Annotated in this window: 17 protein-coding genes; 10 read left to right on the forward strand and 7 right to left on the reverse strand. The window is 43.4% G+C overall.

Going from position 1 to position 21049, the window contains the following annotated elements:
* Window positions 1-191 precede the first annotated feature (191 nt).
* The 7 genes from MHI48_RS16030 to MHI48_RS16060 all read left to right on the forward strand — a co-directional run bounded on the left by MHI48_RS16030 (window position 192) and on the right by MHI48_RS16060 (window position 10551).
* Window positions 192-1904 (forward strand): histidine kinase, encoded by a 1713-nt coding sequence (locus tag MHI48_RS16030; protein WP_405141033.1) that lies wholly within the window; start codon window positions 192-194, stop codon window positions 1902-1904.
* Window positions 1901-3307: a response regulator gene (locus MHI48_RS16035; protein ID WP_405141035.1), complete on the forward strand. Its 1407-nt coding sequence runs from the start codon at window positions 1901-1903 to the stop codon at window positions 3305-3307. Before MHI48_RS16030 ends, MHI48_RS16035 begins: the two co-directional genes overlap by 4 nt.
* A gap of 253 nt (window positions 3308-3560) precedes the next feature.
* Window positions 3561-5297: a sugar ABC transporter substrate-binding protein gene (locus MHI48_RS16040; RefSeq protein WP_405141037.1), complete on the forward strand. Its 1737-nt coding sequence runs from the start codon at window positions 3561-3563 to the stop codon at window positions 5295-5297.
* 61 nt (window positions 5298-5358) lie between these two features.
* A complete protein-coding gene (locus MHI48_RS16045) occupies window positions 5359-6273 on the forward strand; it encodes a sugar ABC transporter permease (RefSeq protein ID WP_047843154.1) in 915 nt (304 codons plus the stop codon).
* A gap of 13 nt (window positions 6274-6286) precedes the next feature.
* Complete coding sequence (locus tag MHI48_RS16050) at window positions 6287-7180, forward strand: carbohydrate ABC transporter permease (RefSeq protein WP_405141039.1); 894 nt, start codon at window positions 6287-6289, stop codon at window positions 7178-7180.
* Window positions 7181-7202: 22 nt separating this feature from the next.
* Window positions 7203-8831, forward strand: coding sequence for an alpha-glucosidase (locus MHI48_RS16055; protein WP_405141041.1), 1629 nt, complete (start codon window positions 7203-7205; stop codon window positions 8829-8831).
* A gap of 52 nt (window positions 8832-8883) precedes the next feature.
* Window positions 8884-10551 (forward strand): alpha-glucosidase, encoded by a 1668-nt coding sequence (locus MHI48_RS16060; RefSeq protein ID WP_405141043.1) that lies wholly within the window; start codon window positions 8884-8886, stop codon window positions 10549-10551.
* A gap of 99 nt (window positions 10552-10650) precedes the next feature.
* Here MHI48_RS16060 and MHI48_RS16065 read toward each other — a convergent pair whose 3' ends face one another.
* The 4 genes from MHI48_RS16065 to MHI48_RS16080 form a co-directional block, all read right to left on the reverse strand.
* A complete protein-coding gene (locus MHI48_RS16065; RefSeq protein WP_036615433.1) occupies window positions 10651-10932 on the reverse strand; it encodes a GNAT family N-acetyltransferase in 282 nt (93 codons plus the stop codon).
* Entirely contained in the window at window positions 10925-11176 is a 252-nt protein-coding gene (locus MHI48_RS16070; RefSeq protein WP_036616061.1) for a (4Fe-4S)-binding protein, read from the reverse strand. Before MHI48_RS16070 ends, MHI48_RS16065 begins: the two co-directional genes overlap by 8 nt.
* A gap of 270 nt (window positions 11177-11446) precedes the next feature.
* Window positions 11447-13201 carry a methyl-accepting chemotaxis protein gene (locus MHI48_RS16075; protein ID WP_036615431.1) on the reverse strand — a complete coding sequence of 585 codons (1755 nt, stop codon included), beginning with the start codon at window positions 13199-13201 and terminating at the stop codon, window positions 11447-11449.
* Window positions 13202-13443: 242 nt separating this feature from the next.
* A complete protein-coding gene (locus MHI48_RS16080) occupies window positions 13444-14283 on the reverse strand; it encodes an alpha/beta fold hydrolase (protein WP_036615429.1) in 840 nt (279 codons plus the stop codon).
* A 151-nt stretch (window positions 14284-14434) separates the two neighbouring features.
* Between MHI48_RS16080 and MHI48_RS16085 the strand changes: the two genes are divergently transcribed.
* Window positions 14435-15298 (forward strand): LysR family transcriptional regulator, encoded by an 864-nt coding sequence (locus tag MHI48_RS16085; RefSeq protein WP_083669641.1) that lies wholly within the window; start codon window positions 14435-14437, stop codon window positions 15296-15298.
* A 17-nt stretch (window positions 15299-15315) separates the two neighbouring features.
* On the opposite strand, the gene MHI48_RS16090 is transcribed toward MHI48_RS16085, so the two are convergent.
* Window positions 15316-15720 (reverse strand): VOC family protein, encoded by a 405-nt coding sequence (locus MHI48_RS16090; protein ID WP_047843163.1) that lies wholly within the window; start codon window positions 15718-15720, stop codon window positions 15316-15318.
* Window positions 15721-16027: 307 nt separating this feature from the next.
* Here MHI48_RS16090 and MHI48_RS16095 point away from each other — a divergent pair, with 307 nt between their 5' ends.
* Window positions 16028-17767 carry an ATP-binding cassette domain-containing protein gene (locus MHI48_RS16095; protein ID WP_339193454.1) on the forward strand — a complete coding sequence of 580 codons (1740 nt, stop codon included), beginning with the start codon at window positions 16028-16030 and terminating at the stop codon, window positions 17765-17767.
* Between the two features lie 70 nt (window positions 17768-17837).
* Here MHI48_RS16095 and MHI48_RS16100 read toward each other — a convergent pair whose 3' ends face one another.
* Both MHI48_RS16100 and MHI48_RS16105 read right to left on the reverse strand, forming a co-directional pair.
* On the reverse strand, window positions 17838-18230 hold the full coding sequence (locus tag MHI48_RS16100; RefSeq protein WP_036671465.1) for a hypothetical protein: 393 nt from the start codon (window positions 18228-18230) through the stop codon (window positions 17838-17840).
* Window positions 18231-18516: 286 nt separating this feature from the next.
* Complete coding sequence (locus tag MHI48_RS16105) at window positions 18517-18690, reverse strand: tryptophan RNA-binding attenuation protein (RefSeq protein ID WP_076253183.1); 174 nt, start codon at window positions 18688-18690, stop codon at window positions 18517-18519.
* 339 nt (window positions 18691-19029) lie between these two features.
* On the opposite strand from MHI48_RS16105, the gene MHI48_RS16110 reads away from it, so the two are divergent.
* On the forward strand, window positions 19030-20988 hold the full coding sequence (locus MHI48_RS16110; RefSeq protein ID WP_405141048.1) for a beta-glucoside-specific PTS transporter subunit IIABC: 1959 nt from the start codon (window positions 19030-19032) through the stop codon (window positions 20986-20988).
* Window positions 20989-21049 lie beyond the last annotated feature (61 nt).

The following is a 21049-nucleotide window of genomic DNA, read 5'->3' on the forward strand; positions in this document are numbered from 1 at the left end:
GCACTTTTTATATGCGCACAGTATGAAAGCGTTTGACTTATTTGAATATCAATCTATAATGATGAAAGGAAATTGGACTTGGACGAGGCCTATGGAGAAAACGATAACCGGCATAGCTGTATGTATATCCACAGCAAGCTTCCATACGCAGGAGGCTTGCTGTTTCATTTTCAGAAGGAGAATAGGTTCCCATGACACTTAAAAAAAGAATATTTTTACTGTTCTTTCTCAGTGCGTTTATCCCCTTTATCAGTATATTTGCGATTTCTTATTATACGATCGACTCCATTTTCGCAAATAAGATCGATGATGGTATCCGTAGCAATTTACAGCAGGTGACATCCTCATTGGAGAATTCCATCACCAATCTGAATCATGTGACGCAACAATTATCTTACAGGGGTACTTTAGGCAAAAGAATGGATGAATTCTTGAATCCGTCCTCCGATATCTTCGAACTGATTGAGGCCAGGGACGAATTAAAAAACGAGTTAAGTGTTGTGACCTTCACCAATCCTAATATCGGATTGACCCTATATTACTTTCAAAAAGAAGGTACTACTCAGTTCGGCAACTTTCCGATTAAGGATCGTTTCTCTCCTGAGTCTCTGCCTGTGCTCTTCCAAACCTATGGCATTAAGTACTATGGCCCCCATATGAGTATGAACCGATTTGATGATCAACTCGTTCTGTCTGCTATGCGCAAAGTGCAACTATCCGAGAGGAACGACGTGTTCATTTACGTAGAATCAGGCTTTCGCCTCACTCAAGATATCTTGGGCTACAATCAATACAACGGCGCATTATCTCATCTCATCCTGGATGGTGAAGGCAACATTGTGTACAGCGAAATACCGGAAGCCATGAAGGTAGGGGAGAATTTCACCAGCTTAACGGTCGATCCTGCCAAGGACGGAATATCCCGCGGGTATCACTGGTTCAAGGAGGATTCCTCACAGAAATGGAGTGTCGTATCGGTCATTTCGCAGTCTAAATATCAACAGGAGAAAAACCAGTGGTTGCTTCAAATTTTGCTGGTCGCTTTATTTTTCCTCGGCTTTACCGTGTTTCTCGCTTGGCTCCTGTGGAAGATGGTTTACAAACCACTCGGTCTGTTCCATTCGGAGATCAATGGAATGTCCAAGAATCCACAAACGAAAGGAAGCCGAGCTCGCACTCAGATTCCTGAATTTGATTTTCTGTTGGGTGAATTTTCGAATATGCAGCATCAAATCGGTGACCTCTTCAAGGAAGTTCAGCAGAAAGAGAAGATACGTGCAGACCTGGAAGTGGAAAAACTGCTCTATCAAATCAACCCGCACTTTCTGATGAATACGCTCGATACGGTGCACTGGCTGGCCGTCATGAACGGACAAGGGGAGATCGACAAGCTGGTGCAGTCATTGAACAAGCTGCTCTATTACAATCTAGGCAAATTAGGGCAAGTATCCACCATGGAAGAGGAGATCGATGCGTTAAGACAGTATCTGATTTTGCAGCAAATTCGCTATGACTTTGAATTTGACGTCCGCATTACTGCAGATGAACAAGTGCTTCAGATTCCTGTGCCCCGCTTTATTCTGCAACCGCTGGTTGAAAATTCGTTATATCATGGATTAAATGACGAAGGTTTTATTCAGATTGAAGTGACATGCACTTCAACGTTGAACATTATGATACAAGATAATGGTGCAGGTATGACTGAGGAAACCATTCATAATCTGCTGAACAATCGTGAAGCTGAACAACAAAAAGTAGGGATGGGCATCGGACTCAATTACGTTCACCGCATGTTGAAAGCACAGTACGGGGACCAAGCACAACTGGTGATTGAGAGTGAATTGGGAACAGGGACAAGCATACTGCTCGTATTGCCTATTAAAGGAGAAGATATCTCGGCATGATTAAGGTATTGATTGTAGATGATGATAAGCTGGTACGCAAAGGTATTAGCTCTGCGATGCCATGGAACGAGTTCGACATGGAGGTTGTAGGGGAAGCAAGCAACGGGGCGAAAGCGCTGGATTTTCTGAAAACCCAACCGGTCCATCTGATGCTAACGGATCTTGCGATGCCCGTCATGTCAGGGATCGAACTGATGCGAGCTGCGAGGCAGCTCTATCCTGAACTTCATATCGTTGTGTTAACACTGCATCAGGATTTCGATTATATCCAGGAAGCGCTAAGACTCGGAGCCATCGATTATATAGCCAAAGTGCAGCTGGAGAAAGAGCAATTCGAACATGTTCTGCAACGGATTCATACCCGAATTAACGGGTTGACAAGCACGATAAGAAAGATGCCTGCACAGAATGAAATCAATTTCCATTATCGAAATGTGTATGCTCTTGTTTCACAAGATCGGAAATCAGAGCATAAATGGCCAATGGAGCTAACTGCGCATGAAGATGAGATAAGATGGGAGGTTGAGCGTCATAGCTGCATGTGGGCTGCCCCCCCGTCCGAAGAGGATCAACTATTTCATCAATTGAGAGAATCCCTGCATCAAGTTCCCCAGTGTACGTTGTTGGTTTTGTCTGATGTACAAGAGCGAACATGGTCGCAAATCAAAAACTGGATTATGAATTATACAGAGACGTCTTTATTCTATGCATACAACCCCAATAACCAAGTCATTGCCGTTTCGATGAATGAGGAAGACACATGTTCAAATGAACCGCAGGATGAGGACCTTGACCGGATTAAACAAAGTTGGTTCCAAACCCCATGGACCCACCACGACAGTTACTATAACCAACTCATTGACCAGTTTATATCCTTACGATTACATAAAGGTCAGTTGATGGGATTGCTGTACTCGATCTTGATGGAGTGGAACCGTATTTTTGCCCAAACTACGCTTGGAAGAATCTCGATGATCCACTCTTTCGAGTCTTGGTACGAGGTTGAAGAATGGATCAAACAGACTGCTGCAAGCATTCGAAAGGCTGATGAACAGACTTCGTACTCACAGGAAATCATCGATGCCGTGAAAAAAGCGGTGATGATCGTGCAGCAGGATTTGGAACAGGCCTATACAGCTTCAGGTCTCTCCCAACAACTCAACATCAGCCGAAGTTATTTCAGTCAATGTTTCAAAGATTTGATGGGGAAAACCTTTAATGAGTACTCCCGCTTCATCCGGGTAGAGAAATCCAAAGAGTACTTGCTCAATACGAATAATACGATTTTCTGGATTGCGGAGCGAGTGGGTTATTCGGATGAAAAATATTTCAGCCGGATTTTCCGCGAACTGACAGGTCTTCTGCCAAGCGAATATCGGCAGCTAGGTAGAGGAAATAAATAGCCGACAGTCTCCTGTTTTAGGAGCTGCCGGCTTTTGTTTTTTGATCGAGAAGAGGGGTAGATAGACAAATGTTGGTCAGTAGGTAGGGTAAATGATCACAAGTTAACCATCCTTCATCATACGGACTGAAAACTGTAACCATTTCTCTATCCAAACGGACGTGTAATCCCTATCTCGATTGGCCTTCACTTCATTTTATAATGAAAGCGTAAACAAATATGTTGAACATCAGAATAAAGGGGAATCGAACTAGATGAGAACAAAATGGTCTATTAAAAGCAACCGGGTGACAAAGCGCCTGGCCGTGCTGTCCATGTCCGCCTTGATGGTTGCAGCCCTAGGGGCATGTGGAGGCACTACCACCCCTCCTACTGCAGAGGAAGCAGGCAAATATGAAGTAACGCCGGGAGATCCGTTCAGTGCCTATAAAGACGAAATCACCGTAACCATGGGACGGGTAACCACAGCCAACCCAAAACTTCCGGCTGGTGATACCTATGAGAACAACGCATATACTCGGCTGGTCAAAGACACGTTTAACGCTCAGATTACAGATCAATTTGAAGCCAATGGTGAAGATTATAGCCGTCAAGTTTCGCTCGCCATCGCATCCGGGGAATTGCCTGACATGATGCGTGTTGATTCCAAAGATGAACTGAAAGAACTGGTGGATAACGATCTGATTGAGGATCTGACCGCCATCTATGATCAATATGCCACAGATAACATTAAGCAGATGTACGATTCCTATGATGGGCGTGCATTAGACAATGCAACGATTGATGGACGTTTGATGGGCCTTCCGGCGACTTCCCTGGATTCCGCACCAACGATGGTATGGGTTCGTCAAGATTGGTTGGATCTGCTGGGGATTCAACTGGATGCAGACGGAGACGGTGCCCTTTCACTGGATGAAGTGGAGAAAACAGCGCTGGAATTCCTGAAAAGAGATCCTGGCCAATCCGGGAACCCGGTAGGTATTCCATTTGTGAACACGATGAATACAACAGATTATAATGGCTCTGCTTATACGATGCTGGGTGTGGCCTCAAACGAGGGAGCCTTCCCGCAATATTGGATGAATGGTGAAGACGGCAAAATCGTGTATGGTTCCACGACAGAAGAAACGAAGAAAATGCTGGGCACCATGGCGGATTGGTTCAAGAATGGCATCATTGACCCGCAATTCGGAACCCGCACGTTTGATGATATTACCGCACTCTACGCCAATGGCCAAAGCGGTATTGCCTTTGGACCGTGGCATATCCCTGACTGGGGACTGATCAGTGCAAAACAGATGGATAAAAATGCGAAATTCTCGGCTTATACGCTGGAAGATGCAGACGGCAAGGTCAACGTGGCGCATGCCAATCCATCCAATCAGTTTATCGTGGTGAGAAAAGGATATGAGCACCCTGAACTGGCGGTTAAGATTGTAAACCTGTTCTACGATAAACTGGCCAATGATAAAGATGCCGCAGCAACCATGCCGGAAGCTGCCAAGTATCAGGAGACCGGCGTAGACGGCTCCACGAGACCTTTTAATATCGAAGTTAATTCGGCTACATCGCTGTTGGATGATTACTCTGACGTTGTTCGCGGAATCAAAGGAGAAATTTCCCTGGATGAGGTTCGCACTACCGAATCGAAGAACAATATCGGAAGCATCAAAACCTATTTGAGCGACATGGATACGGATGATGTGACTGCTTGGTCAAAATATCATTCGCGGATCAACGGAGTGGGACTGATTGACAAACTGACTCAGGAAAACAAATTTGTATGGATGACACCTGCTTACTCTGGCACTACGCCAAGTATGAAACAGACATGGGCCAATCTGACAAAGTTGGAACAGGAATCGTTTATCAAAATTGTAACGGGTTCAGAACCGCTCGATTATTTCGATACATTCGTCAGCAATTGGAAGAAACAAGGTGGTGATCAAGTCATTCAGGAAATTGAAGACGAGATCGCATCGAAAAAATAAACATCCATGAACAGTAGCAGGGCTGCGATACGCAGCCTTTCTTCAGAAAAGGGGTTCATCCATGAAACAGGGGAATTGGAAAGCGAGAGGGCGGCTCGGCCCAGGTGCCATGTACCATATGATGATGCTTCCGGGCATTTTGTTTTTGCTTGTATTCAGCTATGTTCCAATGGTCGGCATCATTACGGCGTTCCAGGATTATATACCGGCTAAGGGCATGTTCGGCTCCGAATTTGTAGGCCTGAAGCATTTTATGTATATGTTCAAGCTGCCGGATATCGCGCAGGTCGTCAGCAATACGTTGGTGATTGCGATTGGCAAGATTCTGCTCGGAACGATGATGGCCATCATTTTTTCCGTTTTATTAAATGAAATTCGTATCAAATACGTTAAAAAATCCGTGCAGACGATTGTTTATCTGCCACACTTTCTATCCTGGGTTGTACTGGCATCGGTTGTTGTCAACATGTTCAGTTTGGATGGCATTGTGAATCAAATGTTGGCGTTCTTTGGCCTCGAAAATATTAATTTCCTTGGCAGCAACACCTGGTTCCAGCCACTGATTATCGGTACAGACGTATGGAAAGAGTTTGGTTACAGTTCCATCGTTTATCTGGCTGCAATTACGTCTATTGATCCCGGTCTGTATGAAGCGGCAGGAATGGATGGAGCAAGTTGGTGGAGAAAAGTGTGGCATATTACATTGCCAGGCATGCTGCCTATTATTCTGCTCATGGGCGTAATGAGCTTGACCAACATTTTGAGCGCCGGTTTCGATCAAGTCTATAATCTGTATAACCCGGTTGTCTATGAGTCAGGCGACATTCTGGATACTTATGTCTATCGGATCGGTCTCGTTGGACGACAGTATAGCTTCGGTACGGCAGTTGGCTTGTTCAAGTCCGTCATCGGTATTGTTTTGCTCATGTCTGCCAACCAGTTGGCCAAAAAATATACGGACCGAAAAATATTTTAAGGAGGCCAAACCTGTGTCCTATTCTGCAAACTTAAAAGATCGAATCGGCCGGTTTGTCATCTATGCCATCGTTCTCATGCTGGCATTGGTCTGCCTTCTTCCGTTATGGAATATCGTTGCCATTTCATTCAGCAGCAGCGAGGCGGTATCCGCCAACGCAGTAGGTCTTGTTCCAGTTAATTTCACAACAGCAGCGTATACCAAAATTATCGATGATGCACAGTTCTGGCGCTCCTTTGGTATATCCGTTCTACGTGTTGCGCTAGCTCTTGTGCTTAACATGATTCTGATCATTTTGATGGCTTATCCGCTATCCAAATCAAAAAGAGATTTTAAAGGCAGAAACATTTATATGAATATCATGATTTTTGCCATGTTGTTTAGTGGAGGCATGATTCCCAGTTACCTGCTGATCAAAAACCTGGACATGCTGAATACGATCTGGGCACTTGTTCTGCCAGGCGCTGTCCCGATATTCAGTGTCATTCTCGTGATGAATTTCTTCTCCGCTGTACCTAAAGCGCTTGAAGAAGCAGCATTCATCGATGGGGCCAATCCGCTCCAGGTCTTGTTCAAAGTGTATGTTCCCGTATCCATTCCTGCACTGGCGACAGTCGCCTTGTTCAGTATCGTGGGTACGTGGAATGACTTTTTCGGCGGGTTGATCTATATGACCAAAGTGAGTAATTATCCGCTAATGACCTATATTCAGTCCCTTAACGTGAATATTGCCGATTTGCTTCAAGCCGGCACGAATTCCAGCGAACTCAGTAACCTGACTGAAATATCGAACAAAAACCTGAACGCAGCCAAAATCGTAGTCGCTGTTATCCCGCTATTGATGATTTATCCGCTGCTGCAAAAATACTTTGTGACGGGCATTGTCGTAGGATCGGTCAAAGAATAACCTTAGAAAGGTTGAATGGAACATGGAAAATAAAAAATGGTGGAAAGAAACCGTTGTATATCAAATATATCCACGCAGCTTTCAAGATCGAAACGGTGATGGAATCGGAGACTTGGAGGGCATAGTATCTCGATTGGATTATTTACAGGAACTAGGCATCGGTGCGATCTGGTTATCACCCGTTTGCAAGTCTCCTCAAGATGATTACGGATATGATATTTCAGATTATCAGGACATTGATCCGATGTTTGGGTCTTTGGAAGATATGGAAACGTTAATTCAGGAGGCCGGGAAGCGAGACATTCGAATCATTATGGATTTGGTGTTGAACCATACATCGGATGAACACCCCTGGTTCCAAGAAGCCAAAAAAGGCAAAGACAATCCGTACCATGACTACTACGTCTGGAGAGATGGTGTTGAAGGAACACCTCCGAACGACTTGGGGTCCACCTTTGGTGGCTCAGCCTGGAAATGGTTGCCTGAGATCGGGCAATATTATTTGCATCTCTTTTCCGTAAAACAGCCAGATCTCAACTGGGAAAACTCCAAAGTCCGGCAGGAGATATATAACATGATCAATTGGTGGATCGACAAGGGTGTGGGTGGTTTTCGCCTTGACGTGATCGACTTAATCGGTAAAGAACCGGATTTGAAGATTACGGGAAACGGACCTAATTTGCATAAATATATCAGGGAACTGAGCAAGGAGACGTTTCAAAAAGCGGAAGACCTGCTAACCGTTGGAGAAACATGGGGCGCCACTCCGGAAATCGCCAAACTGTACAGTAATCCAGACGGAAGTGAGTTTTCAATGGTCTTCCAATTTGAACACATCAGCTTGGATGAACAAGAAGGCAAAGGAAAGTGGGATCTTAAACCTTTGGATGTGATGGCATTAAAAAAAGTGCTGTCCAAATGGCAGACGGAGCTCAAGGGTGATGCCTGGAACAGTCTGTTCTGGAACAACCATGACTTACCTCGAATCGTTTCACGTTGGGGAAATGATGGAGAATTCAGAGTTCAATCGGCTAAAATGTTGGCTACCCTTCTTCATGGCATGCAAGGTACGCCTTACATATATCAGGGTGAAGAATTGGGTATGACGAATGTCCAATACGCTATCGAGGATTATCGAGATATTGAATTGCTCAACTTTTATAAGGAAAGAATGGGGAAAGGTTATCCTGAACAAAGTGTGATGGAGTCGATCTACGCCAAGGGACGTGATAATGCACGCACACCTATGCAATGGGATACTTCCGATAACGCGGGTTTTACACAAGGGGATCCTTGGATTAAAGTGAATCCAAATTATAAGCATATCCATGCCGAGGAAAGTTTGAATAATCCCGAATCCATATTCCATTATTACCGGAAGTTAATTCAACTCAGAAAAGATCACGAAGTCATTGTATATGGGGATTATGAGCTGATCTTTCCAGAGAACCCAGACGTGTTTGCTTATACCCGAACGTTGAATGGTACGACAATTCTTGTGGTATGCAATTTCAAAGGATATACGACTGAACTTTCGCTTCAGGAGCAATTAACAGGGTCCTATCAGCTTTTGATAGCTAACTATACAGGTGAAATGTCAGAGAGCGAATTTCGTCCATATGAAGCAAGAATGTACCTTATTCATAATTAAAGCATAATACGTTATATAATGTTCAGTTCTCAAGAAAGAAGGATTATATTCAATGAAAAGAGTATGGTGGAAAGAAGCAGTAGCTTATCAAATCTATCCGAGAAGTTTTATGGATTCCAACGGGGATGGGGTTGGTGACATCCAGGGGATCATATCTAAACTGGATTATATTCAAGATCTCGGTATTGATCTGATATGGATCTGTCCGATGTATAAGTCACCTAACGACGATAATGGTTATGACATCAGTGATTACTGTTCCATTATGGATGAATTCGGCACGATGGCGGACTTTGATCAATTGCTGCATCAAGTTCATCAACGCGGCATGAAACTCATCATGGACCTGGTAATCAATCATACAAGTGACGAACATCCGTGGTTTATTGAATCCAGAGCTTCACTGGATAATCCCAAACGAGATTGGTACATCTGGAGAGATGGGAAGAATGGGGACGAACCAAATAACTGGGAGAGCATCTTTGGCGGTTCAGCTTGGGAATACGATGAAGTCTCCGGACAGTACTACCTTCATTTGTTCTCCAAAAAACAACCGGACTTGAATTGGGCAAATAAAGAAGTTCGGAAATCCATATATGAAATGATGAATTGGTGGCTGGATAAAGGGATTGATGGTTTCCGTGTGGATGCCATCAGCCATATTCACAAAGAAGAGGGTCTCTTGGACATGCCAATCCGAGAAGGCGTCAAGTATATCTCTTCTTTTGAAAAGCATATGAATGTCAAGGGAATCCAGAGTTATCTGCAAGAAATGAAAGAGAATACATTATCCAGATATGACGTCGTGACTGTTGGGGAAGCAAATGGAGTTAAGGTTGAGGACCAAGAAGATCTGCTGGATTGGATCTGTGAAGTCAGAGGGAAATTTAATATGGTCTTTCAATTCGAACACCTGGACCTTTGGAAAAACAGTACAGACAGGCAACTGGATGTTCCCAAATTGAAAAACGTCTTGACCAAGTGGCAAAAATCACTGGAAGGCGTCGGCTGGAATGCTTTATTTATTGAAAATCACGATCAGCCTCGTAAAGTTTCATCTTGGGGAAATGATACGGAGTATTGGTATGAAAGTGCCACAGCACTTGGAGCCATGTACTTTTTCATGCAAGGCACACCTTTCATATATCAGGGGCAAGAGATAGGCATGACAAACGTGGCTTACCCTTCGATAGAGGATTATAACGACATAGCCGATCGGAATTTATATCAGATCAAACGCGAAGAGGGCATGTCGCATGAGGAGATCATGAACATCATCTGGGCTTCGAGTCGCGATAACTCCAGAACACCGATGCAGTGGTCTTCGGCCAAAGAGGCCGGGTTTACCAGTGGAACACCATGGCTGAAGGTGAATGACAATTACATCCATATTAATGTAGAGAAACAACTCCAGGAACCACGTTCTATTCTTCAATTTTATAAACAAATGATTCAGCTGCGAAAAGAGCACGATACGCTGACTTATGGGATCTATGAGCTCCTTATGCCGGATCATCCGAGTGTATATGCATATACACGTACACTGGCAGACCAACAGGTGCTGGTAGTAATCAATCTTACTGAACACATGGTGGAGCTTGAGGAAGATGAGCTTGGCCTCAACTTCTCAGAGATCTGGCTTACCAACTATGAGAATGGTTTGCTGCCACTGATGTTGCGACCGTTTGAAACCATTGTTGGATTAAGCATTAAAGTTTAAGTAGGATACGTAAAAAGGCGCGCCTATATCATGGTTTGAATGATATAGGCGCCTTTTATTGTTGTGTAATCACATGAAAATCAACTGCGAATATTCGTTTTATTGATGGAGAACATCCGCGTATTCGGAAATACGTTCGAAACGTCCCTTGGCAAACGGACATAGAGGTAAAATCTTAATACCGTTTTCCCGCGCGTATTCCACCATCGCTTTGATAAGTTCATCGCCAAGCCCTTGTCCTCGGTAAGCATTTTCCACCAAAGTGTGATCAATGATGTATAGCTCTGGACTCGAGATTACATAGGTCATCACCGCAGCAATGTCACCGTTATCTTGAATAAGAAATCTTTTATTGGCAGGTTCATGTTCTACGTTATGCATGTTCATCCTCTTTCTTTGTTGAATATTCACCGTCCAGAAGCTTATACGTCAATGCTCCGCTTGGACATGTGTCAATATGCCGGGCAATGGCCTCCGAAGTGTCACCATCAGGATCAACCCAAGGACGCTTGCTTAAATCAAAAACAGCAGGAAGGCCCTTTACACAAATACCGGAATGAATGCAAACATCCGAGTTAAACATAACCTCGATATCTTTACCGTAATATAATTTCTCTTTAACCATAATGCATTCACATCTTTCACTGTTGAGTTTGAGTTTGTTTACAGATCGATATCCCAGGCATCCATGGTAAGTCATGTCTGGCAGGCTCTTAATGTTCGAATTATAAATGAGGAATCATTATTAAGTCAACGTGATGAATCTCCTAATTCGTTGGTGGAAGCTGCTGATCAGAACCCTGAGTCCTCCGAAAAATTAACGCTCCAAGAAAGTTATGTTTCCGGCGGCGATTCTAACTTGTCATCTAACAACACCCTTAGCAAGATTGGGAACTTATTTAGTGACTTCGATCTGAAATTGATCGGAATATGATTTTAGGTTGCCTGCAAGACCAGCGAGTTCCCCGGAGATGTTCGACAGTTCGTTTGCCGATCGCTGCTGCTCCACAGCACTAGCCGTGACTTCTTCGGCCATGGCTGAAGTTTCCTCGGTTGCGGAAGCAATATAACTGAGATTCTGTTCCAACTCCTGACGAATAGAGTGCATGTCCATCGTCCGGCTGTCTAAACTCTGAGCCAACTCATGCACTTCGGTCGATAAGCGGCTAACCTGTCCAAATGCCTGGAGACAATCAGCGATCTGTTTCTCCTGTTCCTTAACAGCTACCATATTTGCATCAAAATGACTGCCCATCCGATGTATCTCTTGAACAAATGAACCCAGGATCTCATCAATCTCTTGGATCGAACGTTCGGATTGTTGAGCGAGCTGTCCCATTTCACCTGCAACGACTGCAAAGCCTTTACCCGCTTCTCCAGCTCGGGCAGCTTCAATTGAAGCATTCAGGGATAGAATTTGAGTTTGTTTTAAAATGTTGTGAATTTGACCGCTAATAGAGGAAGCGAGTTCGGATTGAGTCGTCAGAGACCTGGAAATATCCTGTTGATGCTCAACACGCTTGGCATTCTCTCTGCCCTTCTCAAGCAGAACCTCATGTTCACGTGTAACTTGTACTTGAACAGAAGATAGCTGCTCTGAAGTATAAGTAAACTGTTTCACATATGAACCTACTTCATCCATTATTTTGCCCAGATTCTCTGAATGCTGGACGGAGTGTTCTGTCTCTTCAGCCTGTTTCATTGAACCTATGGCAATCTCCTCAATCGCTCTGGAAAGTTCTTCGCTCTGACGCTGGTTTGTCTGAGCGGTTTCCGAAATATCTTTTGATGACTGCTGTAATGTATTTGAACCTTGCTGTATTCCCATCAGAATGTTCGTCAATTGGGCAACCATGATGTTAATCAAATCACTAATGTCACCGAGTTGATCATTGGACATGTGTGTGGATACGACTTTGAGATTCCCATCAGCAACCTGCTCGAGACTTGACTTAATATCGCGTACTTGTCTAAGAATACCTCGTACTACGAATAACATCATGACCAAAGAAAGAATCAGTACAACCACAAAAATCGGGATAATGGTCTGATAAGCATTATTCACAGATGTCGCGGAGACTTGATTCACTGCTCCAGCAGAAATATCAATGCCCAGATAGCCAATGACAGCACCTTGCGAATCCTTGATTGGTGTAAAGGAGGACAATAGCTGTCCCCAAGTTGGATCATCTACAATGCCTGTTGTGACGACTTCACCGCGTAACAAGCGTTCCTGAATCTGGGGATTGAATTCCATTGCAGTGCCGTAAGGACTATATTCCGTATCGTCCCAATTCGCTCCATCTACGGTGTAGATCCACCCGTCCGAAGTTTTGTTATACATATAAACATACAAGGCTCCCGATTGAAGCCTAACTTTAACGAGTTCGTCCCTAAGACTTTTATATTCGTTGCTCTCCTCTGAAGCAGGAGAAGATAATGTCTTAATTAATTCCGACTCCTGACCTAGTTGAGAGGCGGTATTCACAGCCAGCTGCTGATTGTTATGCTGCATGGTCATTAATGATGCATTTTCACTGGAGTCGATGGTTGCCCATATGATTAGACCGCCCATGGCCAGTAGCGGAACCAGAATAATCAAATACAGTTTGAACCTTAAATCCATCTTTTTTTTGCGAGTCTGTTTCACGTACGGTTCCCCCTTGGATGTAATAAAGTAAATATGGCTATTCGTATAACCCCATACTATTTATCGTAATATTGAAGGGGGAAATGAAGACTAATCCTAAATTTGTATATACATATACGCAGATTATAAACTAACAGTATGCAAGGACACCTTGCCATTAACCAAAAAAAGGCTCCACCAGCTTTATGCCAGTGGAGCGCTTAATTTTTCTCTTAGAGATTCTGTTCAATATACAAACCTACTCACGGATGTTTATTGCAGAAACGGTCGATATAATCTGAACATTGCCCCGGTTCATCTTCCATGACAAAATGACCAGCTTTGGGAATGACATGTAGGCAGGCATGGGGAATATCCTGGACAAGCCTCTTTGCGTACATGAGGGGCTGCCATTCATCTTCTTCACCCCATAGAATTTGAACAGGGACCTTCAGCTTGGGTAAATCTGTTCCATAGGATTCAGTATATTTTGCATTATAGTGAGCTACCTGATGGGAGAAAAAAGAGGCTTTGCCCAATGAACCTGCATGGGGTTCCAGATACGCATCAAGTGTATCGCCAGTCATAAGCTCTTTATTATACACTGCCATGGGTAATTGTTTCTTTAGCATGATATCAAAATCTGCACGGGGCATTTGTTCAACCTGTTCAAGCTGTTCTTCAATAATTTTCTTCCAGGTTGGTGAGGGCCACGAATCATAGCTGGGCATGTTGAGTAACGTAAGCGATTGTACACGCTCAGGCTGTTCCAAGGCTAGTTGGACTCCAACAATTCCACCCAGATCGTGGGCTGCAACATGTAAACGATCCATTCCAAGTTCGTCTAAAAGCTGACTGAACAGCGTATATTGTGCTGCCACAGAAGTATCTGCTTCGAGTGGTCTTTCGGATGCTCCATATCCCAGAAGGTCATGTACGTAGACTTTATACCCTTTTTGAACCAGCGCGGGTATTACTTTTCTCCATTCATAGCTATAAGAGGGTGTTCCGTGAAGGAGCCATATGGGAGAGCCTTCTCCGTATTGCTCATAAGCGATTCGATATCCATTGATCAAGATGGATGACGTTGCTGCTGTTTGCATAGTGATTACTCCCTTCCATAAACGTTTGAGATTAAAAATGAAATGGGCTCTTAATGAGCTACATTGAATATAAACGATTGCTTTCCATTAGTGAAATTGATAGTTTATATGTAAACGATCAGTTTTAATGATGTTAAAAAGAAGGGAGCCAATGATGGAAATACGTCATTTGGTCACATTTATTACAATTGTGGAACACGAGGGATTTACCAAAGCTGCTGAACATCTTGGATACGCGCAATCTACAATTACATTGCATATTAAGGCGTTGGAAGAGGAGATTAACTACCCTTTATTTGATCGAATTGGTAAGCGGGTTATTTTAACAGAGACTGGGAAAAAATTGTTGCCACATGCCCAAAAAATGCTTGATCTGTATCATATGATTAAGGAAGTGACTGCTGCACAAGGGGAATTAACAGGTAATATCGTGATCAGTATTGGGGAAACGTTGTTGATCTATCGTTTTCCACCTATTATTGAGGAATTCAAAAAATTGCATCCTCATGTCAATATCGAGTGGCACCAATTAGATTCCGTATATTATAAAGAGAATTTGATGCAAGGTAAAAGTGATATTTCCTTCATGCTGGGGACAGAGGTACATGATCCCAATCTGTACAGTGAGAAATTGGCTGAGGAGCCCATGATGCTGCTGTACCCCAATTCATTTGAGCTACAACGGGACATTGTACGAAGCAATTTACTTTTTACCGAAAGAGGTTGCGGTTATCGCACATTGTTTGAACAATGCATTGAAGAGTATCAGATTGGGATTACTTCCAATATTGAATTCTGGAGTATTGAAGCTGTGAAACAGTCGATATTGAGCGGTATGGGCATATCCTTGTTACCTCGAATTACGGTAGAGAAGGAGCTGAAGGAAGAAAAACTTTCAGGTCAGCAGTACAAACAAAATCTAGCTACGCAGTTGCTGTATCCCAAAAACAAGTGGATCTCTCCCCAAGTAGAAGCTTTTATTGAGATCGTTAGAAAGCATGCCGCCCTCTGGTAGCTCATTTCAACCGTCCTTTATAGCCTACCACTGAACCGTTGGATTGCTTCCTCGGTCACCGGCGTGAAGAGATTAACCAGATTACCGTCAGGATCGCGAAACAGCACAGCACGATTCCCCCACGGCATTGTGCTAGGTTCCTTTACCCACTCATCAACAAACGGCTTCAAGCGCTCGTATTCGGCATCAACATCGTGGACGTGGAACTCAATAATGACAGTACGATTGTTGGCTGCCACAGCGGAACCAGCGCCAAATAGTTGCACCGTCTGGGAGTGGCCGATCGCTAGAGTGCACGATGGCATAACGAGTTCGGCAAAGACAGGTGCAGGGCGTTCCGCCGAAACACCCGTGATTTTCTCATAGAACTCGACGAGACGATCCACGTCATCAGTAATGATACGCAAAGAAGCAAAATTCACGAGATATCATCCTTCCTATAATAAGTAATACATTTTGGACCAAAAACACTTCGCATTTACTTCTACTCCTTTACAATTGCTTACTCCAACTATACAAATACACTACTGACAACAGTATGTCAGTAGTGTTTTACGAAGAAACCACCGTCCACTAGCCATCATTCTATAGAACGTATTAGAGTTTCAAAGTGAGGGTAAGTGCTAAAAATCGATTGTACTTGGTGGTAAACAGTGTTACTCTAAAAGTCTGTGTTCGACAATATATTTAATATTAGCCACCAATTTAGTTATAAAGAAAGGTAACGCTATGATAAAAGTTGAAAACCTATCCTTCTCATTTCCACAAAAGGAACTATATAAAAACATTTCATTTACGTTTGAAGAGGCACAACATTGTGCTTTTATCGGAACAAGCGGCAGTGGAAAAAGTACATTGATCGATATCCTGATGGATCCGGAACGATATTTGTTCGAGGGCAAGTTAGAGATAGACCCCGATTGCAGAATCGGGTATGTGAGTCAGTTTTTGCAAGTAGACAAAACAAAAGAAATGACCGTTTTTGAATATATCGCAGAAGAATTCATCAAGATACAAGATGAAATTACAGCGATTTATGCGGAGATGGCCACCACATCGGATATGGATTCCCTGATGGAAAAGCTTCAATTGGCTTTGGATGCATTCGAGGCGATGGATGGGGATAATTACGAAAAAAACATCAATAAACAGTTAAACCTTGCCAACCTCATGAAGCTCAAAGATCTTAGTATATCCGCCGTAAGCGGCGGGGAATTCAAACTTATTCAAGTGATGAAGGAAATGCTGAATCGTCCAGACTTCATGATTATGGACGAACCTGATGTATTTTTAGACTTTGAAAACCTGAACGCGCTTAAAAAATTGATTAACACACACAAGGGAATGTTGCTGGTCGTTACGCACAACCGATATCTGTTGAACCATTGTTTCAACAAAATCATACACCTAGAAAACACAGAGCTCCAAGAGTTTGACGGGCGATATATCGATTATAACTTCTCACTGCTTCAGTCTAAGATCGAACTGCAAGAAATCGCAGTTGCTGAAGCTGAAGAAATTGAGAGATATGATCACATCATCGACAATCTTAGAGAGATCGCCACGTATAATTCGGAAGCCTCCAGAGGAAGAGCGTTAAAAGCCAGAGTCAAGTTTCAAGAGAGATTGGAAGCACGTCGAATAAAAGAGCCATTTGTCGATATCAAACAGCCGAATATCCGTTTTGGGATCGATAAGGAAATGGAAGATACCGTTGTGGTTAACGTCAATAACTATAACGTTTCCTTTGACGAGTTGCTTTTGGAAAATGTGAACTTTGAGATCAAATCGACAGATAAAGTAGCCCTGATCGGTCCTAACGGTACCGGGAAAACGACTTTACTCCGAGAAATCTTTAAAAATAATCAGGATGCCATTGAAATAAATGCTGATGTTAAAGTGGCCTATTTATCTCAGGTTCAAGGCGAAATGCTAAAAGATTCGAATACCATCCTAAATGAATTCATTGATTCCGGCTTTCAAACGTATGATGAAATTAGATCGTATCTTCCAAACTATGGCTTTGAAGGAGAAATCCTTGATCAAAAGATTGAATCTTTATCTGGTGGAGAAAAAAACATGCTTCAACTGGCTAAAGTTTCTGCCAGTCAAGCCAACGTATTGCTCCTAGATGAACCGACAAGCCATCTGGACATCTATACACAAATCGCATTGGAGAAAGCCATTGAAGACTACAAAGGTGCGATTATCATGATTTCTCATGATTTCTATTCGGTTGTAAATGGTATGGATTATGTTTTAATTATCGAGGACAAAACGATTAGTAAAATGAGTATAGAAGAATTTAGACAGATGATTTATGCGAGTCATTTTAATGAAAACTATCTAGAAAATGAACAAAAGAAAAAGTCTGTTGAAATGAAAATTGAATTGGCTTTAAAAGATACTAATTTTGAACTTGCAAAGAGTTTGGTTGATGAGCTAGAAAAGCTGATTAAGTTGCTTTAGACAAGGTGAATATTCCATAACTCTAAATCCCCCTGTATGTGGATTAATCCGCATACAGGGGGATTTACTTCTAGAAACAGCTAAACGAGCTGATTCGCTGCAGATCAATGCCGGTGTATAGCCAGAAGAAGCCATTCCAACGGAAGCCAGCCACCGAATTTCTACCTACAAATACCGGGTACATCCAGAAGCCGGGACCACGATCCGGCCAAATATATGTGTAACGAAACAGGCAGCCGGATATGGCTCTTGGATCTACCGCATATAACGAAGCGGGTTGCTGTGGAATGAATGATGGTGGCGGCCCTGTAGGTGCCTGCACGCCTTGTGGTCCGCCGCCTCCACCCCCGGGGAACGATGGCGGACCAGGAAATCCGCCTGGTCCGCCGGGTCCTCCTGGTCCTCCGGGACCCCCAGGGCCACCGAACCCTCCACCAGGTCCAAAAGGAGGTAAAAATGTCATATCACATCACTCCTGTTCATTAGTCTAATGTATTGTATGTAGGCAAATGAGAAGGGGAATGGGTGGAAGCCTATAGAAGGCCGCTAATTTGGTCATAGCCTTGTCAGCTAGATAGTAAAAAAGACAACAGAATTTGCCCAAAAGATATTATGTTTTATTAAATCCAACAAGGAAAAGCAAGCGTACCACGTCCTGATTGTACATTGGATACATTTTCACCGTATATAAATTGGATAAAGACAGAAAGAGACCGCACTATAATAGTTACGGTCTCTTTCTACTTATTTTAAGTATGTTTTTTTATGAAGTGAAGTAATGTTTGTCCTAATGTAGTTAGAATTACGCCCTTACCTTCACATTTTGGACAAGGCACCATTTGGTCCTCCTCATTAACTTGCTTTTCGCCATTACAATGAGGACAAGAAAGTTCTAAATCATCTGTTGATATAACGACCGACACCTTTTAGCACCATCCTGTCATTTAGATTTAATGTGGTGTAAATTCAATTCGCTTTTTTTATAGTAGCTAATGTAGGATTTTTTTCAATATGTGCTGATATAACATGGGTGTAAATATGTTGCAGAAAAATGTCGAATAAAGTGATTGCTAACTAATTTATTGTGTGATATTATGATCCAGTAAACGTTTACATCGATAACGAATTGAATATTAGCAGTGTTTGGCTGTTACTGGTAAAGCAGGCATGACCAAAATGATTTTGCATTTTCCTTATGTGAGTAGGGGAGGGCATATCGTTTTGGTCTTTTTTATATCCAAATTCAGAAATGAGGCATTGGTATGGATTATCGCAAGTTGGGACAAGAGATAACGGAATTGGTTGGGAAGAAAGAGAATATCGCTCGGCTTACGCACTGCGCAACTCGACTTCGGTTCGAACTGCACGACATCTCCAAAGCGGAGACAGAAAAACTCAAAGCACTTCCAGGTGTCATTACCGTTGTGAACAATGGTGGACAATACCAGGTCGTTGTGGGCAATGAGGTGCAGCAGGTCTACCGAGTTATCACTCAGCAGATGGGTTCGGCTACCCGAAGTGCGGACTCCAAATCGAATTCTGGCAAAAATAACGGACCAAAGCAAAAACAGAGCTGGATCTCCAGATTCATCAGCGTGATCTCAACAACATTTACTCCGGTAATTCCGGCAATCATTGGCGCAGGTATGATCAAAGCGATATTAGCCGTACTTGTGCTGACAGGCCTCGTAACGACGGAAAGCCAAAACTACTATATCCTTAATACCATTGCGGACGCGGCTTTTTATTTCATGCCTATTCTGCTGGCTTATGGAGCTTCCATTAAATTTGAAACAAGTCCCATTCTGGCGATGACAGTTGCCGGCGTGTTATTACACCCGGGATGGAGCGCCCTGATGGCGGAAGGAAAAGACGTGTTTTTCATCGGTGTGCCAGTTCGACTAACCGATTACGCGGGCTCCGTACTGCCGATTATTATCGTCGTTTGGCTCATGTCCTATATTGAACGTTTCGCGGATCGGGTATCGCCCTCAATGATCAAATTTTTCACGAAACCAATGATTGTACTATTGATTACAGCACCACTTGCATTGGTGGCGATTGGGCCTTTCGGAACGTACCTGAATGATCTGGTTGCGATGGGTGCAGAAGCGATCAATGCCAGAGCCAGTTGGCTGATTCCGTTGTTAATGGGAACTTTGCAACCATTCCTGATCGTAACAGGTACCGCATGGGCCATGACGCCGATTGCAACTAGCCAACTGACCAAAAATGGATATGAAATGATCAACGGTCCCGGAATGCTCGCGTCCAATATTGCTCAAGGTGGGGCCACCCTTGCTGTAGCATTGAAAACCAAAAACCAAAAACTGAAACAGCTCGCTGCTTCATCCGGTTTCACCGCTGTGCTGGGCATCACGGAACCATCCTTGTACGGTGTAACGCTGAAACTGAAGAAACCCTTAATTGCCGCAATGATCGGTGGTGGTGTAGCAGGGATATACGCTGGTCTGACCGGATTAGTACGTTATGCCTTCGTGTCTCCAGGGCTTGCCGCGTTACCTGCATTCATTGGCAGCAATCCGATGAACATCGTTCATGCCATTGTGACTTGTATGATCGCTTTTATCGTTACCTTTGCTCTGACATGGATCATTGGTTTTGAAGATCCAGTGGAAGATGAAGAAGAAGGAACTACCAACGTTAACGATGACAAGACACTTTCCGGGCAGCCTGTTCAAGACAACAGCCCAAGCACACAGTCTTCTACAATAACAAATGCAAATGTACCGAGCCAAAATGAATTACGCCCACTTACGATCGCCAGCCCGATGCAAGGGGAATTAGTCCATCTAGACCGTGTACCAGACGATGTCTTCTCTTTGGGATTACTGGGTAAGGGTGCTGCCATTATTCCTGCCAAAGGAGAACTGTATGCACCAATCGCAGGTGAAGTTACGGCTTTCATGGACTCCAAACATGCGGTCAAATTAAACGGTTATGATGGAGAAGAGGTGCTCATTCATATTGGAGTGGATACCGTCAACCTAAAGGGGAGACATTTTGACTCTTCCATTAAAGTAGGGGATCGCGTACAACGGGGTGACTTGTTGATCCGCTTTGATATCGATGCCATCAAGGCAGAAGGGTATGAAGTCATAACCCCGATCATTATCGCCAATTCGGATCGTTTCTCGGATATTAAGCTGGAGAAGCAGAATCCTGTGGAGGTTGGAGCAACCATTATCCATCTTTCGTAACAAACGTAATACGATACTTCATATGGTCCGTCATATATCATGATCAACATTTAAAATGAAG

Origin of the sequence: Paenibacillus sp. FSL H7-0942, from assembly GCF_045040715.1 — a bacterium.
GTDB classification, from domain to species: Bacteria; Bacillota; Bacilli; order Paenibacillales; family Paenibacillaceae; genus Paenibacillus; species Paenibacillus amylolyticus.

What these genes read in the sequence shown, in the direction of transcription:
- MHI48_RS16030 (WP_405141033.1), top strand. Translation starts at nt 192, where the DNA reads ATGACACTTAAAAAAAGAATATTTTTACTGTTCTTTCTCAGTGCGTTT.
- MHI48_RS16055 (WP_405141041.1), top strand. Translation starts at nt 7,203, where the DNA reads ATGGAAAATAAAAAATGGTGGAAAGAAACCGTTGTATATCAAATATAT.
- MHI48_RS16100 (WP_036671465.1), bottom strand. Translation starts at nt 18,230, where the DNA reads ATGACATTTTTACCTCCTTTTGGACCTGGTGGAGGGTTCGGTGGCCCT.
- MHI48_RS16060 (WP_405141043.1), top strand. Translation starts at nt 8,884, where the DNA reads ATGAAAAGAGTATGGTGGAAAGAAGCAGTAGCTTATCAAATCTATCCG.
- MHI48_RS16095 (WP_339193454.1), top strand. Translation starts at nt 16,028, where the DNA reads ATGATAAAAGTTGAAAACCTATCCTTCTCATTTCCACAAAAGGAACTA.
- MHI48_RS16080 (WP_036615429.1), bottom strand. Translation starts at nt 14,283, where the DNA reads ATGCAAACAGCAGCAACGTCATCCATCTTGATCAATGGATATCGAATC.
- MHI48_RS16085 (WP_083669641.1), top strand. Translation starts at nt 14,435, where the DNA reads ATGATGGAAATACGTCATTTGGTCACATTTATTACAATTGTGGAACAC.
- MHI48_RS16035 (WP_405141035.1), top strand. Translation starts at nt 1,901, where the DNA reads ATGATTAAGGTATTGATTGTAGATGATGATAAGCTGGTACGCAAAGGT.
- MHI48_RS16045 (WP_047843154.1), top strand. Translation starts at nt 5,359, where the DNA reads ATGAAACAGGGGAATTGGAAAGCGAGAGGGCGGCTCGGCCCAGGTGCC.
- MHI48_RS16110 (WP_405141048.1), top strand. Translation starts at nt 19,030, where the DNA reads ATGGATTATCGCAAGTTGGGACAAGAGATAACGGAATTGGTTGGGAAG.
- MHI48_RS16040 (WP_405141037.1), top strand. Translation starts at nt 3,561, where the DNA reads ATGAGAACAAAATGGTCTATTAAAAGCAACCGGGTGACAAAGCGCCTG.
- MHI48_RS16065 (WP_036615433.1), bottom strand. Translation starts at nt 10,932, where the DNA reads ATGCATAACGTAGAACATGAACCTGCCAATAAAAGATTTCTTATTCAA.
- MHI48_RS16070 (WP_036616061.1), bottom strand. Translation starts at nt 11,176, where the DNA reads ATGGTTAAAGAGAAATTATATTACGGTAAAGATATCGAGGTTATGTTT.